13 protein-coding genes and 1 pseudogene are annotated in these 15118 nt (G+C 70.6%); 8 read left to right on the top strand and 6 right to left on the bottom strand.

Annotation, left to right across the window (positions count from 1 at the left end):
- Positions 1-54 precede the first annotated feature (54 nt).
- Positions 55-2769 (top strand): [protein-PII] uridylyltransferase, encoded by a 2715-nt coding sequence (gene glnD, locus ACT6QK_RS00070; protein ID WP_444595780.1) that lies wholly within the window; start codon positions 55-57, stop codon positions 2767-2769.
- A gap of 110 nt (positions 2770-2879) precedes the next feature.
- Complete coding sequence (gene murJ, locus ACT6QK_RS00065) at positions 2880-4478, top strand: murein biosynthesis integral membrane protein MurJ (protein ID WP_444595779.1); 1599 nt, start codon at positions 2880-2882, stop codon at positions 4476-4478.
- Here murJ and ACT6QK_RS00060 read toward each other — a convergent pair whose 3' ends face one another.
- The 3 genes from ACT6QK_RS00060 to ACT6QK_RS00050 all read right to left on the bottom strand — a co-directional run bounded on the left by ACT6QK_RS00060 (position 4479) and on the right by ACT6QK_RS00050 (position 6352).
- Positions 4479-4673, bottom strand: coding sequence for a Trm112 family protein (locus ACT6QK_RS00060; RefSeq protein ID WP_444595778.1), 195 nt, complete (start codon positions 4671-4673; stop codon positions 4479-4481).
- A 103-nt stretch (positions 4674-4776) separates the two neighbouring features.
- A complete protein-coding gene (locus ACT6QK_RS00055; RefSeq protein WP_444595777.1) occupies positions 4777-5433 on the bottom strand; it encodes an LON peptidase substrate-binding domain-containing protein in 657 nt (218 codons plus the stop codon).
- Positions 5434-5440: 7 nt separating this feature from the next.
- Positions 5441-6352, bottom strand: a complete 912-nt coding sequence (locus ACT6QK_RS00050) for a tetratricopeptide repeat protein (RefSeq protein ID WP_444595776.1) — start codon at positions 6350-6352, stop codon at positions 5441-5443.
- A 206-nt stretch (positions 6353-6558) separates the two neighbouring features.
- Here ACT6QK_RS00050 and ACT6QK_RS00045 point away from each other — a divergent pair, with 206 nt between their 5' ends.
- Complete coding sequence (locus tag ACT6QK_RS00045) at positions 6559-7164, top strand: hypothetical protein (protein WP_444595775.1); 606 nt, start codon at positions 6559-6561, stop codon at positions 7162-7164.
- A 77-nt stretch (positions 7165-7241) separates the two neighbouring features.
- On the opposite strand, the gene pyrF is transcribed toward ACT6QK_RS00045, so the two are convergent.
- The gene (pyrF, locus tag ACT6QK_RS00040) at positions 7242-8000 is read right to left on the bottom strand and encodes an orotidine-5'-phosphate decarboxylase (protein ID WP_444595774.1); all 759 of its coding nucleotides are present in this window, start codon (positions 7998-8000) and stop codon (positions 7242-7244) included.
- Between the two features lie 95 nt (positions 8001-8095).
- On the opposite strand from pyrF, the gene ACT6QK_RS00035 reads away from it, so the two are divergent.
- On the top strand, positions 8096-8794 hold the full coding sequence (locus ACT6QK_RS00035) for a MarC family protein (protein WP_444595773.1): 699 nt from the start codon (positions 8096-8098) through the stop codon (positions 8792-8794).
- A gap of 99 nt (positions 8795-8893) precedes the next feature.
- Here ACT6QK_RS00035 and ACT6QK_RS00030 read toward each other — a convergent pair whose 3' ends face one another.
- The gene (locus tag ACT6QK_RS00030) at positions 8894-9703 is read right to left on the bottom strand and encodes an SDR family NAD(P)-dependent oxidoreductase (protein WP_444595772.1); all 810 of its coding nucleotides are present in this window, start codon (positions 9701-9703) and stop codon (positions 8894-8896) included.
- Position 9704: 1 nt separating this feature from the next.
- Positions 9705-10175: an Rrf2 family transcriptional regulator gene (locus ACT6QK_RS00025; protein WP_444595771.1), complete on the bottom strand. Its 471-nt coding sequence runs from the start codon at positions 10173-10175 to the stop codon at positions 9705-9707.
- Between the two features lie 199 nt (positions 10176-10374).
- Between ACT6QK_RS00025 and ACT6QK_RS00020 the strand changes: the two genes are divergently transcribed.
- The 4 genes and pseudogenes from ACT6QK_RS00020 to ACT6QK_RS00005 all read left to right on the top strand — a co-directional run.
- Positions 10375-12339 carry a potassium transporter Kup gene (locus ACT6QK_RS00020; RefSeq protein WP_444595770.1) on the top strand — a complete coding sequence of 655 codons (1965 nt, stop codon included), beginning with the start codon at positions 10375-10377 and terminating at the stop codon, positions 12337-12339.
- Positions 12263-13756, top strand: a complete 1494-nt coding sequence (locus ACT6QK_RS00015) for an RsmB/NOP family class I SAM-dependent RNA methyltransferase (protein WP_444595769.1) — start codon at positions 12263-12265, stop codon at positions 13754-13756. The genes ACT6QK_RS00020 and ACT6QK_RS00015 overlap by 77 nt, the downstream gene beginning before the upstream one ends.
- 50 nt (positions 13757-13806) lie before the next feature.
- Positions 13807-14481: a ribulose-phosphate 3-epimerase gene (gene rpe, locus ACT6QK_RS00010; RefSeq protein WP_444595768.1), complete on the top strand. Its 675-nt coding sequence runs from the start codon at positions 13807-13809 to the stop codon at positions 14479-14481.
- Positions 14478-15118, top strand: a pseudogene (locus ACT6QK_RS00005) (heparinase); the annotation flags it as partial. The gene rpe and the pseudogene ACT6QK_RS00005, both read left to right, overlap by 4 nt.

Below are 15118 nucleotides of genomic sequence, written 5' to 3'. Positions count from 1 at the left end.
CCCGTGCGGAAGGCCGCGACGGATCGGCGTCGCGCCCCTATAGTCCCCGGGCCTATGCCGACCTCTCACCCTCCCGACGCCGTGAAAGACGCCCGCCCCGTCGCCCTCGACGCGGCGCTGGACGCCTTGGCCGACGCGCCCGACGTCCGGGCCGCCGTCGCCGGCCTGCTGAAACGCCACTTCCACGCCGCGCGCGAACGCATCGCCGCGAAACTGACGGCCGGAATGGCGGGCGTGGAGGTCGCGCGTCTGTACTCGGCGGCGGCCGACGAGATGCTGATCGCCCTGTGGCGATTCACGACCCAGACCCTTTATCCGCCCCAGGGATCGACCGAGGCCGAGAAGCTGGCCCTGATCGCCGTCGGCGGTTACGGCCGGGGGGTTCTGGCGCCCTTTTCCGATCTGGACCTCCTGTTCCTGAGGCCGTGGAAGACCACGGCCCGCACCGAGACGGTGGCCGAGTTCGTCCTCTATGTGCTGTGGGATCTGGGGCTCAAGGTCGGGTCGGCGGCCCGGTCGGTGGAGGAATGTCTGGCCCTGGCCCGCACCGACATGGTGGTGCGCACCACCCTCTTGGAAGCGCGGATTCTGGCCGGCGACCTGCCCATGGCCGAGGACTTCCTGTGGCGCTTCCGGGGCATGGTGACCAACGCCGACCCCCGGCCCTTCATCGCCGCCAAGATGGAGGAGCGGGCCGTTCGCCACGAGAAGGCCGGGGCCAGCCGGTACCGGGTCGAACCCAATATCAAGGACGGCAAGGGGGGGCTGCGCGACCTCAACACCCTGTTCTGGATCGCCCGATCCCTGGCCCCCGACAGCGTCCTGGGCGCCCGGGTGCTGGACGACATCCTGACGCCCCGCGAGCGCCGCACCTTCGAGGTCGCCTTCGACTTCCTGTGGCGGGTGCGGTGCCATCTGCACCTGACCGCCGGGCGGGCCGAGGAGAAACTGACCTTCGACCTCCAGCCCGAGGTGGCGCGGCGAATGGGCTGGCGCGGGCGGGGAGACGAGCCGGCGGTGGAGCGGTTCATGCGCCGCTACTTCCTGGTCGCCCGCGACGTCGGCGCCCTGACCCGCGCCGTCAGCGCCAGTCTGGAGGCCCGACATCAGAAGAAGCCGCAGGGACTGTCGCGCCTGTTCCGCCCCAACCGGCGTCGCGACCTGGGCGACCCGGCCTTCATCGAGGACGGCGGCCGCCTGTCCTTGGCCGGACCGGATGTGTTCGAGCAGGATCCGGTCCGGCTGCTGACCCTGTTCGTCACGGCGGACCGGCACGATCTGGACCTGCATCCCGACGCCTTCTCGGCGGTCATGCGGTCCCTGGGTCTGGTGACGACCAAGTTCCGGCGCGACCCGCGCGCGGCGGCCGCCTTCCTCAACGTCCTGGCCCATGGCCAGAGGCCCTATCGCGTCCTGACCATCATGAACGAGACCGGGCTACTCGGCCGGTTCCTGCCCGAATGGGGGCGGATCGTCGGCCAGACGCAGTTCAACATGTATCACGCCTATACGGTCGACGAGCACAGCCTGGTCGCCATCGGCATCATCAACGACATCGCCCGCGGCAAGCTGGAGGAGGACCACCCTCTGGCCACGGAGGTGATTCACCTGATCGCCGACCCCGACGCCCTGATGCTGGCCATGCTGCTGCATGACGTGGGCAAGGGGGGCGAACGGGGTCAACTGGAGGACGGCGCCATCGCCGCCCGTCGGGCCTGCGAGCGGCTGGGCGTCGATCCCCGCCGGATCGAACTGGTGGTCTGGCTGGTGCGCAACCATCTGGCCCTGTCGGACTATGCCCAGAAGCGGGATGTTTCCGACCCCGGCACGGTGCGCGATTTCGCCGAACTGGTCGGCGATCCCGAGCGGCTGCGCGCGCTTCTGGTCCTGACCGTGGCCGACATCCGCGCCGTGGGTCCGGGCGTCTGGAACAGCTGGAAGGGCCAGTTGATGCGCAGCCTCTACGCCCGGGTCGAGGGGGTGTTCCGGGGCGAGGATCCGGAGGCCGTCGATCCCCTGGCCGACCACGCCGATCTGGTCGCTCGCGCCGAGGCCGCAGGCGCGGCGGCCGAGGCCCGCAATGTCATGGACGAGGGCGAGGCGACCACCGAGATCGCGCTGGCCGCGCGCGACCGACCCATGCTGTTCGCCGACCTGGCCGCCGTCCTGGCCGCGGCCGGGGCCGACGTGACCGGCGCCCGCGTCGCCACCAGCCCCGACGGCATGGCTCTGGACGTCTTCCAGATCCAGGATGGGGCGGGCGAACCCTATGGTCGGGCCGAGCCGCGCCGCCTGACCGCTCTGGTCCGCATCCTCGAGCGCGCCGCGCGCGGGACCGGCGCCCCGCCGCCCCCGCCGCGCAATGTCGCCAGCGCCCGCCGCGCCGTCTTCGACGTCCGCCCCGTGGTCATGATCGACACCGCCGCCAGCGACGACGCCGTCATCATCGAGGTGTCCGGGGCCGACCGACCGGGCCTCCTGGCCGAACTGGCCCTTACGCTCAGCGACCATGGCCTGTCGATCCGATCCGCCCATGTCGCCGGCTTCGGCGAGCGGGCGGTGGACAGCTTCTACGTGACCGACGCGGCGGGGCGGAAAGACCTGTCCGAACTGCTGATCGACGAGGTGCACGCGGCGCTGGAGGCGGTGCTGAACCGCACGCCTGAACCCGCCGCTTCCGGTCGCCGCCTGACGCCCGCCCGGGCCAGCGCCCGCGACGTGTCCGAACTGGGCCGGGCGGCGCGCAAGGCTCGGCCGACGGGACGCTGAATCCGCTTCGCAGCCGCCGGATTTGATTCTAGAGCGAGGGCCGACGCGCCGGTCCTGCGACACCCTGTCGCCGCCGTCCGCGATGAGACCGTTCCGATGAGCCCAATCTCTTGAGTCTGGCCCGCAACACCCTCGTCCAGTCGGGCCTGACGCTCGGCAGCCGCGTGCTCGGCTTCGCCCGCGACCTGGCCCTGTCGGCCAACTTCGGACAGGGGGCGATGATGGACGTCTGGGCCACGGCCCTGATGCTGCCCAACCTGTTTCGTCGCCTGTTCGCCGAGGGCGCCTTCGCCCAGGCCTTCGTGCCGGTTTACGGCGCCGCCCGGGCGCGCGACGGCGAGGAGGCCGCCGCCGTTACCGCCTCGGAGGCCGTCAGCTTCATCTTCGCCGTGGTCGCCGGCTTCTGCATCCTGATGCAGGTCGCCATGCCCTGGATCATGCCCTGGCTGCTGTCGGCCTGGCGCGACGATGCGGGCGTGATGCGCACCGCCGTCATCGCCACCCAGCTGGCCATGCCCTACCTCGCCTGCATGACCATCGCCTCCCTGCTGTCGGGGGTGCTGAACACCGGCGGGCGCTTCGCCCTGTCGGCTGCGGTGCCGGTCTTTCTCAACCTCTGCACCCTGTTTCCCCTGCTGGCGGGCCGGTTCATCCAGGCCGATCCGGCCCTGATCCTTCTGGCCACCAGCGCCGCCGTCACCGTCTCGGGCGTCATTCAGGCGGGCCTGCTGTGGTGGGGGGTCCAGCGTCTGGGCGTGCGCATCCGGCTGGGCCTGCCGCGCCTGACCCCGACGGTGAAGCACGCCCTCGCCCTGGCCGTGCCCGGCGCGCTTGCGGGCGGGGCCATGCAGGTGAACTCGGTCGTGTCCCAGGTCCTGACGGGCTCGGACGAGGGCGCCCGCTCGGTGCTCTACAACGCCGACCGCCTCTATCAACTGCCGCTGGGACTGGTGGGGGTGGCTATCGGCCTGGCCCTGGTGCCGCGCCTGACCCGGGCCTTCGTCACCGGCGACCACGAGGGCGGACGGCGAACCATGGACGACGGCTTCACCCTGGCCATGGTCTTCACCCTGCCCGCCGCCGTGGCCCTGTTCGTCATCCCCTGCTTCATCATCGACGCGACGGTGACGCGCGGCGCCTTCACCTCGGCCGACGCGGCCCGCACCGCCGACGCCCTGCGCCAGTTCGCCTGGGGGGTGCCCGCTTTCGTCCTGGCCAAGGTCCTGACCCCGCCCTTCTTCGCGCGGCAGGACACCCGGCGGCCGATGATCTTCGCGGTCAGCTCGGTGGTCTTCACGGTGGTGGTCGGGACCGCCCTCTTCTACCTGTTCCGGTCGCGCGGCATCGACGGGGTGCTGGGTCTGGCCATCGCCACCAGCCTCTCGGCCTGGCTGAACGTCGCCCTGCTGGCCGGAACCCTGATGCGCGAGAACAGCTGGCGACCCAGCCCCCGCTTCCTGTCGCGCATGAGCCGGGTCATCGCCGCCAGCGCCGTCATGGCCGCCCTCCTGCTGCTGGCCGGATGGCAGTATCCCCTGCTGTCGCGCCTGTTCATGGCCAAGGAAATCGCCGTCCTGGTCGTCTGCGGCGTCGGCGCCGTGGTCTACGGCGTCAGCCTGCTCGCCCTGCGCGCCACCAGCCTGTCGGAACTCAAGGGCGTCCTGCGCCGCGAACCGGGGGCCGCCGCGCCGTCGGGCGGGCTGGACTGATCAGTCCTGCCGCCGCGCCTCTTCCGCCAGCATGATCGGCACGCCTTCGCGGATCGGATAGGCCAGCTTGGCGCCCTTGGACACCAGCTCATTGGCGTCGCGGTCATAGGTCAGGGGCCCGCGCGTCACGGGACAGACCAGCACCTCCAGCAGGCGCGGATCGACGGTGTTGGGAGTGTGGAAGGCGTCGGACATGAGTTCCGGGGCGTAGGGAGTGGGGAGTGGGCTGTGGGGGGGTCAGGGGCAAAAAACGGGATCACGCCCCTACTCCCTACTCCCTACGCCCTACACCCTTCAATCACTGCATCGACGAGGGGCTCTCGTCGTCGCCGCGCTCGGCGGCGTCGATCTGGAGCAGAGCCTTCAGGCTCTCGGCGCGGACGTCCAGATCGGGCGCCTCCAGCAGGGCCTGTTTCTCGGCCGGCTCGAACGGCAGGGCCATCGACAGGCTGTTGACCAGGGCCTCGCGCGGGGCGGCGTCGGCGGTGTCCCAGTCGATCTCCAGCTGGCGGCGCTCCAGATAGGATTTCAGCGCGGCCAGAAACGCCGGGCGGTCGAACGGGCCGTCTGGCGGCGGAGACAGGTCGGCCTCGTGATCCGAGAAATCGGCCCGCACCTGGCGATAGGGCGTCGGGCTGGACAGCTCCGCCGCCACCCGGAACCGCGACACCCCGGTCAGGGTGATCAGATACCGGCCGTCCGAGGTCTCGGCGAAACTGGTGATCCGCCCGGCGCAGCCGACCGCCGTCAGGCTGGGCAGGTCCGGCGGGCCGCCGGCCGGCTGGATCAGGCCGATCATCCGGTCCCCGGCCATGGCGTCGTCCACCATGTTCAGATAGCGCGGCTCGAAGATGTTCAGCGGCAACTGGCCGCGCGGCAACAGGATCGCCCCGCCCAGGGGGAAGATCGGGATGACCTGCGGCAGGTCCGACGCCTTGACGTAGCCCTGGGCCATCTCCGGCTCACGAAAACAGGATCGACGACAGACGACGGCGGCCGTCGCGCGCCACGTCCGACCCGGCCCCGGCGGCGTCGAACACCGTCAGCAGCTGTTTGCGCGCCGCCTGTTCGTTCCATTCGCGGTCGGCGGCGACGATGTGCAACAGACTGTCCACCGCCCCCTTCAGATCGCCTGCCGAAGCCTGGGCCAAGGCCAGATCGAACCGGGCCTGATGGTCGCCCGGCGCCGCCGCGACGGCCGCTCGCAGCGCCTCTTGTTCGCCCGTCGGCGCCTGGCTGGCCAGGCTCAGCTTCGCCCGCACGGCCTGGATCGCGGGGTCGCTGGCGTCGGCCGGCGCCATGGCCAGGGTCTGGCGCGCCTGCTCTTCGTCGCCGTCGGCCAGATAGACGCTGGCCATGCCCGCGATGGCCTTCAGGTTGTCCGGCTCGATCTGCAGCACATGGGCATAGGCCTGGGCCGCGCCGCCCAGATCGTTGAGCGACAGGGATTCGTCGCCGAGCGACAGGAGTTGCTCGACGTCCGTGTTGACGCCCGCCCCCCCGGTCAGCTTGTCGATGAAGGCCTTGATCTGGCTTTCGGGCACCGCCCCTTGGAAGCCGTCGACCGGCTTGCCGTCGACGAAGGCGTAGACGGTCGGGATCGACTGCACACGCAGCTGGCCCGCATAGGCCGGGTTGGCGTCCACGTCGATCTTGACCAGCTTGACGGCCCCGCCAGCCGCACGAACGGCCTTTTCAAGCGCGGGCGTCAACTGGCGGCAAGGCCCGCACCAGGTCGCCCAGAAATCGACGATGACCGGCCGCGAGCGCGAGGCCTCGACCACATCGGTCATGAAGCCGGCATCGGAGCCCTCGACGATCAGGGCGTCTTGGTCGGTGGATTTGGGCGTGGCTTGCGGATCGGCGAAGGTCATGGACGGTCCTGGACAGACGGGTTTCCGGGTAAACGCGAAAGGGGTCAGATGGTCCCTGCGGGAGGGAAACTCAAGCATATCCCCATCCCGCGACCTCACTCCCGCTGCGCGAGAAAAGTAACGATGTTTTGCCCACTCCCGGGTGCAAGGCGAACAAATGTCGTTCATGGTCCGGTAAGGATTGCGAGATTGGGGAGACCATCAACGTGAAAACAGTTCTGTTCCTGGCGCTGGGCGCCACTCTCGCAGCCGCCGGATCCGCCGTGGCTGCGGACCATGGCGCGACCGCTTCGGTCCCCGTCAATGTTCTGGTCGGCGGTCCGGCGCGCGCATCGGCCGTGTCGCTGGACGGCGCGCGCTGGGCCGGTCGCGGCCCCGGCGGTCGCGATTGCGAATGCAATGTCCCGACCATCAGCGTGCCCTTCTACACGGTTCGCCCCGCCTCGCCGCCGGTCCGCGTCCGGGCGCCCGGCATGCGCATCTCGTCGCCGGCGATCTACGCCCCGTCGCCCTCCGTCTACATCCAGGGCCCGCCCATCTACGTCGACGCTCCGCCGGTTCAGGTCGCGCCCGCCCAGGTCTACGTCGAAGCGCCCGACGTCCATGTGCGTCCGTCCGACGTGACTGTGGCCCCGCCGGAAATCCACTTCACCCCGGCCAGCCCGGATCACCCGGACGAGCACTGCTGTGACGTGGCCGCCCCGCCGTCGGCCCCGGTCGCCGCGCCCCCTCCGGCCACGCGCTATCCGGCCCCGACCCGCGCCCCCGCCACCGGCTCGGGCTACCGCCAGGAGCCCGGCGAGCGCGGCTGATCCGCGGCCCGCAGGTCCCAACGCCATCAAGGCGGCCGTCCTCGCGACGGCCGCCTTTTTGCGGCCGACAGGGAGGCTCAGATCAGGGCGATGGATTCGGCGATGGCCAGGGCCGCCGCGCGCGGATCGGCCGCCGCCGTGATCGGCCGGCCGACCACCAGATGGGTCGCCCCGTCCTTCAGGGCCTGTTCCGGCGTCGCCGCCCGGCTCTGGTCGTCCAGGGCCGCCCCGACCGGACGCACCCCGGGGGTGACGATCAGGAAGTCCTCGCGTCCGGCCGCGCGGGCGATCTCGCGCACCCGCGCCGCCTCCTGCGGGCTGGCCACCACCCCGTCGATCCCGGCGTCCAGGGCTTGACGCACCCGATGTTCGACCAGTTCGGCGGGCGACAGGCTGTGGTCGTCCGCCGCCACGTCCTCGGCCGACAGGCTGGTCAGGACGGTGACGCCCAGAACCTTCAACCCCGACCCCTCGACCCCGCGCCGCGCCGCCGCCATCACCTGGGGCCGGGCGTGAACGGTCAGGAGGTCGCATCCGGCCTCGGCCAGGGCGGCCGCCGCCTTCTCCACCGTCGCCCCGATGTCGTGCAGCTTCCAGTCCAGAAAGACCTGGCGTCCCTCGGCCTTGAGCGCCCGCGCCAGTCCCATGCCGTCCGTGGCGAACAGCTGCAGTCCGATCTTGTAGAAACCGACCGCATCCTGAACCCGATCGACCAGGGCCCGCGCCTCGTCCGCCGTCGGCACGTCCAGGGCGCAGATCAGGCGCGGGTCGGGCCGACGATTGGGCGCCGGGGCGGACGCCGGGGCGTGATCGGCGAAGGATTCAGCAAGGGTCATCGACGGACTCCACGCGAACGGCTATGGCGGAACGGTGCCCCGAGGGAGGGGCCGCGACCGGCGCGCCGGTTTCGATTTCAGGCTGAGGGGGACTGATGGACGCGCTCGATCTGGGGGTCAACCTCTTCGTCACCCTGTTCGCCCTGCTGGACCCGCTGGGCAATATCCCGATCTTCGCCGCGGCGACGGCGGGCGCCTCCCTGCGTCAGCGCATCTCGGTCTCGGCCCTGATCTGCGCCTTCGCGGCGGTCTTCCTCGGCTTCTTCTTCTTCACCGGCCTGGGCCTGCTGCAGTTCTTCGGCATCTCCCTGGCGGCCTTCCGCATCGCGGGGGGCATCCTGCTGCTGCTGCTGGGTCTGGACATGGCGCGCGAGGACTTCCTGGCCACCTTCGCCGACAAGGACGCCGCCAGCGACGCCAAGGACGTGCGCGGCTATGCCCGGCGCCGGTTCCAGCGTCTGGTCGTGCCCTTCGCCATCCCCCTGATGATCGGCCCCGGCGCCATCTCGGCCATCATCATCCAGGCGGGCGAGGCCGAGAAGATCGGTGCGGCGGGCACGGCCGCCTCGCTCATAGCCATCGCGGCTGCGGCCCTGGTCTCCTTCGTCTGTTTCGCCCTGACCGGACCGCTCAGCCGCCTGCTCGGCGACGTGGGTCTGGCCATCATCGTGCGCGTCCTGGGCCTGATCCTCTGCGCCCTGGCCATCCAGTTCATCCTGATGGGCCTGTCCGAAGCCCTGCCCGGCATGTTCGCCGGCTCGGTGACGACCCCCTATCCGGCCGGGGGGCACTGAGAAGAGGGATTAGGGACTAGGGATTGGGAACAAGCAGGAAGTGCAGCCTTCAGCCCGCCTGGTCTCTGCCCCTAATCCCTAATCCCTAATCCCCAATCCCTAAATCCGCTTCAGCCGCTTCGCGTGGCCGCCGATGATGTTCAGGGCCATGCCGTCGGGCAGGAGTTTCGGGATCGCGGCGAGCAGGTTGTTGCGCCAACCGGGAATGACACGCGGCCGGTTTTCTTCCACGGCGGCATAACCCACCCGCGCCACATGCTCGGCCGTCTGCCACATCCATTTCGGATAGGCGGCCGAGACCTCGGCGCGCGAGCCGTTGACGTCGTGGAATTCGCTGTAGGTGTAGCCGGGGCATAGGGCGGTGACGTGGACGCCAGTCCCGCGCATCTCCAGCCACAGCCCGGCCGAGGCCTTGATCAGGAAACTCTTGATCGGCCCATACAGGGTGTCGCCGCCCGTCGCCGGCATGGTCCCGGCCAGTGAGGCGACGTTCAGGATGCGGCCGAAGTCCCGCTCGACCATGCCCGGCGCCAGACGCCGCGCCAGTTCGACCGGCGCCAGCAGCATGACCTGCAGCATCGCCTGCTGGGCGGCCGGATCGGTCTCGATGAAGCCCGCCGTATTCGAGAACCCCGCATTGTTGACCAGACCATCGACGGTCAGGCCCCGACGGTCGATCTCGGCGATCAGGGCGGCGGGCGCAGCTGGATCGGCCAAGTCGGCGGCGATGACGGCGGCGTCCACCCCATGCGAGGCCCGCAGCTCCGCCGCCAAGGTCTCCAGCGCCGCCTCGCGCCGCGCCGTCAGGATCAGGTTCCAGCCGTTGCGGGCGTACTCCCGCGCCAGGGCCGCCCCGATCCCGGCCGAGGCCCCGGTGATGAGGGCCGTCCGATGCGGACCACTTCTCACCTCAGGCCGCGACCGGACAGGAGGCGTGCGGGCCGAACCCGGCGAGGGACGGCGGGTTCTCGGCCAGAAGGTCGGCGATGGTGATCTTCGACAGGGCGGCGCCGGCGGCCTCGTCGGCGGCGGTCAGCGCGCGGGCGACCTGACGCGGAATATGCTCGCTGATCGGACAGCCCTTGGCGCCTTGGGGCGGAGAGCCCAGCTGGGCGCAACCATTCACCGCGCGCAATACATGATCCAGGGTCACCGCCTCGGGTTTGGCCAGCAGCCAGGATCCGCCCGAGGCGCCGGGACGGCTGGCGATCAATCCGGCCTTGGCCAGCAGAGCCGTGACGCGGCGCACCACCACCGGATTTGTCGGGATGGAGGCGGCGAGCGCCGCGCTGGGTATGGCGGAGGCCGCATCCACCGCCCCCTTGTGGGCCATATAGGCCAGGGCATGGGCGGCGACGGGGAAGCGTTGGCTGTCGGACATGGTTTCACCGGAACGGAGACCGAAGGTAAGCCTTCCCCCCCGGATTCACAAATCGACGGCCCCGGATGGAGATGGGGCCTGTGGCCGCGTGAACACCGTGATACGGATTGCGTCCGACCACGATTGAACGGGGATCGGAAAGGGCCTATGGGCGCTCCGCTTTGATGGGCGCGCATTCGGCGCCGCCCGGAGGATATTCATGGCTGGGGATGATCCCCGAGGCGACGGCGCTCCCCCCGCTCCGCCCTCCTCGACCACCGACACCACCGCCGTCGCGCCGGCGCCCGCCCATGGACCCGCGCACAAGGCCGGATTCTGGGCCCTGACCATCGGCGCCATCGGCGTCGTGTTCGGCGACATCGGCACCAGCCCGCTTTACGCCCTGCGCGAGGCCATCGATCATGCCCGCGGCGGCGTGGGCGGCGACCTGGCCGTCGTCGGCGTCGTCTCCCTGGCCTTCTGGGCCCTGATGGTGGTGGTGACGTTCAAATACGTCTTCTTCCTCATGCGCGCCGACAACAAGGGCGAGGGCGGCACCCTGGCCCTGATGGCCCTGGCCCAGCACGCCATCGGGCGACGCAGCGCCTGGATCTTCATTCTGGGCGTCTGCGGCGCGGCCCTGTTCTACGGCGACGGCATCATCACCCCCGCCATCTCGGTCCTCTCCGCCATCGAGGGCGTCAAGGAGGCGCCCGGCATCAACGGCGCGCTGGACCCCTTCATCGTTCCGATCTGCGCGGCCATCCTGATCGGCCTGTTCCTGGTCCAGTCCAAGGGGACCGAGGGTCTGGCCAAGTTCTTCGGCCCGATCACGGCCGTCTGGTTCCTCAGCCTGGGCGCCCTGGGCCTGTTCCACATCTTCGACGACATCTCTATCCTGCGCGCCCTGTCGCCCCACTACGGCGTCATGCTGCTGATCAACGACGGCTTCCTGGGCTTCGTCATCCTGGGCAGCGTCTTCCTGGCGGTGACGGGGGCCGAGGCCCTCTATGCCGACATGGGCCACTTCGGTAAGGCGCCGATCCGCATGGGCTGGCTGGCCTTCGTCCTGCCCTGCCTGACGCTGAACTACCTCGGCCAGGGCGCCCTGATCCTCGACAATCCGGCGGCGTCCGAGAACCCGTTCTGGAGCATGGTGCCCGAGATCGCCTACTGGCCGATGCTGCTGCTGGCGACCCTGGCGACCATCATCGCCTCCCAGGCGGTCATCACCGGCGCCTTCTCGGTGACCCAGCAGGCGGTGCAGTTGGGCCTGCTGCCCCGCATCGACATCCGCTTCACCTCCGAGACCCAGGCCGGCCAGATCTTCGTCCCGGCGGTCAACAGCTTCCTGCTGATCGGGGTGCTGGTGTTGCTGTTCGTGTTCCAGAGCTCCCACAACCTCACCGCCGCCTATGGCGTCGCGGTCACCGGCACAATGCTGGTCAACACCCTGATGGCCTATTCTGTCATCACCAAGAAGTGGAAGTGGCCGATGTGGGCGGTGTTCGGGACCCTGATCCCGTTCGGCTTCATCGACAGCGTCTTTTTGACCTCCAATCTGCTGAAGATCCCCGACGGGGCCTGGATGCCTCTGGTGCTGGGGGCCTTCCTGGTGCTGATCATGTGGACCTGGACGCGAGGCTCGCAGATCCTGTCGGCCAAGGCCAAGAAGGACAGCCTGCCCCTGGTGGACCTGATCGAAATGCTGCGCGCCCGGCCGCCTCACCGCGCGCCCGGCACGGCCATCTTCCTGACGAGCGACCCCGACGTCGCCCCCGTCGCCCTGATGCACAACCTCAAGCACAACAAGGTGCTGCACGAGAAGAACGTCATCCTGACCGTGCGCACCACCGACCGGCCGCGCGTGCCCGACAGCGAGCGCACCCTGATCGAGCCGATCAACGACGACTTCAAGAAGATCACCCTCAGCTACGGCTTCATGGAAAGCCCTGTGGTGCCGCGCGCCTTGAGCCTGTGCCGCAAACAGGGGGTGAAGTTCGACATCATGTCGACCAGCTTCTTCCTCGGGCGCCGCTCGGTCGTGCCCTCGTCCAGCCAGGGCATGCCCCTGTGGCAGGACAAGCTGTACATCTTCCTGATGCGCAATGCGGCCAACCCGACCGACTTCTTCCACATCCCCCCCGGCCGCGTGGTCGAGCTGGGCACGCTGGTGTCGGTTTGACCGGAGGGGCGAGGGGCGAGGGACGAGGGGTCACGACTCCGGCGCGCGCGGACGACGCCTGGCCGAAAAGGGACGTGGACCTCGAAAGCCCGACCGGCCCTCCCCCGACCCTCATCCCTCGAACCTCGACCCTGCGACGGACATCGGCGTCGAGGCCCGCGTCGCCGCCGGCGTCCTGCTCAATGCGGCCCTGACCCGGCGCGGCGGTCTGGACGAGGCCCTGGCGCTTCCGGCCGTCGCCGCCCTGCCCGGGCCGGACCGCGCCTTCGCCCGCGCCGTGGCCATGGCGGCGCTGCGTCGTCTGGGCGAGATCGACCAGATCCTCGACCGCCGCCTGAAGAAGTCCCCGCCCGAGGTGGTCCGCACCCTGATGCGCGTCTCCCTGGCCCAGACCCTGGTGCTGGAGACCCCGGCCTTCGCCGCCGTCTCCACCGCCGTCAAACTGGCCGAGCGCGATCCCAAGGCCCGCCCCTACAAGGCCCTGGTCAACGCGGTCCTGCGCGGCATCGAGCGCGAGGGGCCCGGCCTGACCACCGCCGTCTCCAACCTGCCCGACTGGATCGCCGCCCGCTGGCGCGCGACCTGGGGCGAGGCCGCCGTCGAGGCCCTGGCCCTCGCCGCCCGCGAGGAACCGCCGACCGACCTCAGCCTGAAGCCGGGCGTCGATCCGTCCGCGATCGCCGACGCCGTCGAAGGCGAGGTCCTGCCCGGCGGTACGGTCCGCACCGGCCGTCGCGGCGACATCGCCGGCTGGCCCGGCTTCGACGACGGCGACTGGTGGGTCCAGGACGCGGCCGCCGCCGTCCCCGTCCGCCTCCTCTCCCCGCAATCCGGCGAGACGGTGCTGGACCTCTGCGCCGCCCCCGGAGGCAAGACGCTTCAGATCGCCGCTGCGGGCGCCTCGGTCACGGCGCTGGACCGCTCCGAACCCCGGCTGCGCCGCCTGCGCCAGAACCTGGAACGGACGAGGCTTTCCGCCGAGATCGTCGTCACCCCCGGAGAGGAGTGGGAGGACGCCCGCACCTTCGACGCCGTCCTGCTCGACGCCCCCTGCACCGCCACCGGCACCTTCCGCCGCAACCCGGAGGCCCTGCGCGCGGTCAAGCCCGCCGATGTGGCCAACCTGGCCGACGTCCAGCATCGGCTGCTCGACGCCGCCGCCGGTCGGGTCAAGCCGGGGGGGCGGATGGTCTATTGCGTCTGCTCGCTCGAACGCGAGGAGGGCGAGGCCCAGGTCAACGCCTTCCTGCGCCGCAACCCGGCCTTCGCCACCGCCCCCGCCGACCCGGCTGCCCTCGGCGCCCCGCCCGAGGCCCTGACCCCCGAAGGCTGGCTGCGCATCCTGCCCTCCATGTGGGCCGAACACGGCGGCCTCGACGGCTTCTTCATCGCCCGACTGGAGCGCCTGAAGGACTGATCGGCAGGCTGCGCCTTGCTCCCGGCGCCGTCCCGCCTTATCCACCGGCCATGGCCGCGCCCCTGATCTGTCCGTCGATCCTCGCCAGCGATTTCGCCCGTCTCGGCGAGGAGGTCGCCGCGCTCGAAGCCGCCGGCGCCGACTGGATCCATGTCGATGTCATGGACGGCCATTTCGTGCCCAACATCACCCTCGGCCCGGACGTGATGAAGGCGCTTCGGCCCCACACCCGCCTGCCCTTCGACGTCCACCTGATGGTGGCGCCGGTCGATCCCTGGCTGGAGGCCTATCGCGCCGCCGGGGCCGACGTGCTCAGCGTCCATCCCGAGAGCGGACCCCACCTGCACCGGACCCTCGGCCGCATCCGCGACCTGGGCGCCAAGGCGGGCGTGGTCTTCAACCCGGGCACCCCCCTGTCGATCCTCGAGGAGGTCGTGGACCTCGTCGATCTGGTGCTCATCATGTCGGTCAATCCGGGCTTCGGCGGACAGAAGTTCATCGACAGCGCCCTGAACAAGATCGGCCGCGCCCGCGCCATTCTCGACGCCGCAGGATCGCCCGCCCATCTGCAGGTCGACGGCGGGGTGGTCGCCGCCAATGCCGGGGCCTGCGTCGCCGCCGGGGCCGACGCCCTGGTCGCCGGCTCCTTCGTCTTCAAGGGCGGACCCGACCACTACGCCGCCAACATCGCCGCCCTGAAGGCCGCCCCGGGGCAGGCCGCTTGAACCCCCTCGGCGCCTTCGCCCGCCGCGCGACCGAGGCCGACGCCCCGGCGCCCGACGCCATTCCCGGCCTGCGCGGCGCCCCGGTCCGCACCCCCGTGCGGGCGGGCGGACCCATGACCGGCCCCTCCCTGTGGCCCGCTCTGGCCGGTCGCCTGCTGACCCGGCAGATGTGGATCGAGCTCTACGGCCTGCCGGGCTATTCCCTGACGCTGAAGGGGCCAAAGGTCACGGCCCTGTCGGCCGCCCCCCGCGATCTCCGCCCCGTGGACGCCAACCTGGGCAAGGCCATCCTCGGCGGCCGGTTCAGCTTGGCCGGCGCCAGTCTGGAGATCGAGCCCGACGAAATCCCCTGGGACCGCCCCAGCCCCAGCCGCGCCTTCGCCGTCGACCTGCACGCCTTCAACTGGCTGGGCGGGCTGATGACCCAGGGCGAGCGCGGCGCGCGCGAGGCCCTGCGCCTAACCCTGGCCTGGCCCGATCATTTCGCCCGCTGGTCGCCCTTCGCCTGGGGGCCGGAGATCCTGTCGCGGCGGGTGTTCAACCTCGCCTGCGCCGCGCGCCGCATGGACGCCGTCGCGACCGTGGCCGAGCGGCTGAAACTGTCCGACCTGATCGGCCGACAGGCGCGCCAGCTCCT

The sequence above is a fragment of the Brevundimonas sp. genome (genome assembly GCF_052436175.1).
GTDB lineage: Bacteria > Pseudomonadota > Alphaproteobacteria > Caulobacterales > Caulobacteraceae > Brevundimonas.
This window is presented reverse-complemented; position numbering and strand designations above follow the sequence as displayed.

Bases quoted from the DNA above. Each gene is read 5' to 3' on its own strand.
- pyrF (WP_444595774.1), bottom strand. From the start codon at position 8,000: ATGACCCTTGCTGAATCCTTCGCCGATCACGCCCCGGCGTCCGCCCCG.
- ACT6QK_RS00055 (WP_444595777.1), bottom strand. From the start codon at position 5,433: ATGGCCCAGGGCTACGTCAAGGCGTCGGACCTGCCGCAGGTCATCCCG.
- ACT6QK_RS00020 (WP_444595770.1), top strand. From the start codon at position 10,375: ATGGCTGGGGATGATCCCCGAGGCGACGGCGCTCCCCCCGCTCCGCCC.
- ACT6QK_RS00050 (WP_444595776.1), bottom strand. From the start codon at position 6,352: ATGACCTTCGCCGATCCGCAAGCCACGCCCAAATCCACCGACCAAGAC.
- ACT6QK_RS00035 (WP_444595773.1), top strand. From the start codon at position 8,096: ATGGACGCGCTCGATCTGGGGGTCAACCTCTTCGTCACCCTGTTCGCC.
- rpe (WP_444595768.1), top strand. From the start codon at position 13,807: ATGGCCGCGCCCCTGATCTGTCCGTCGATCCTCGCCAGCGATTTCGCC.
- glnD (WP_444595780.1), top strand. From the start codon at position 55: ATGCCGACCTCTCACCCTCCCGACGCCGTGAAAGACGCCCGCCCCGTC.
- ACT6QK_RS00015 (WP_444595769.1), top strand. From the start codon at position 12,263: ATGCGGCCAACCCGACCGACTTCTTCCACATCCCCCCCGGCCGCGTGG.
- ACT6QK_RS00060 (WP_444595778.1), bottom strand. From the start codon at position 4,673: ATGTCCGACGCCTTCCACACTCCCAACACCGTCGATCCGCGCCTGCTG.
- ACT6QK_RS00025 (WP_444595771.1), bottom strand. From the start codon at position 10,175: ATGTCCGACAGCCAACGCTTCCCCGTCGCCGCCCATGCCCTGGCCTAT.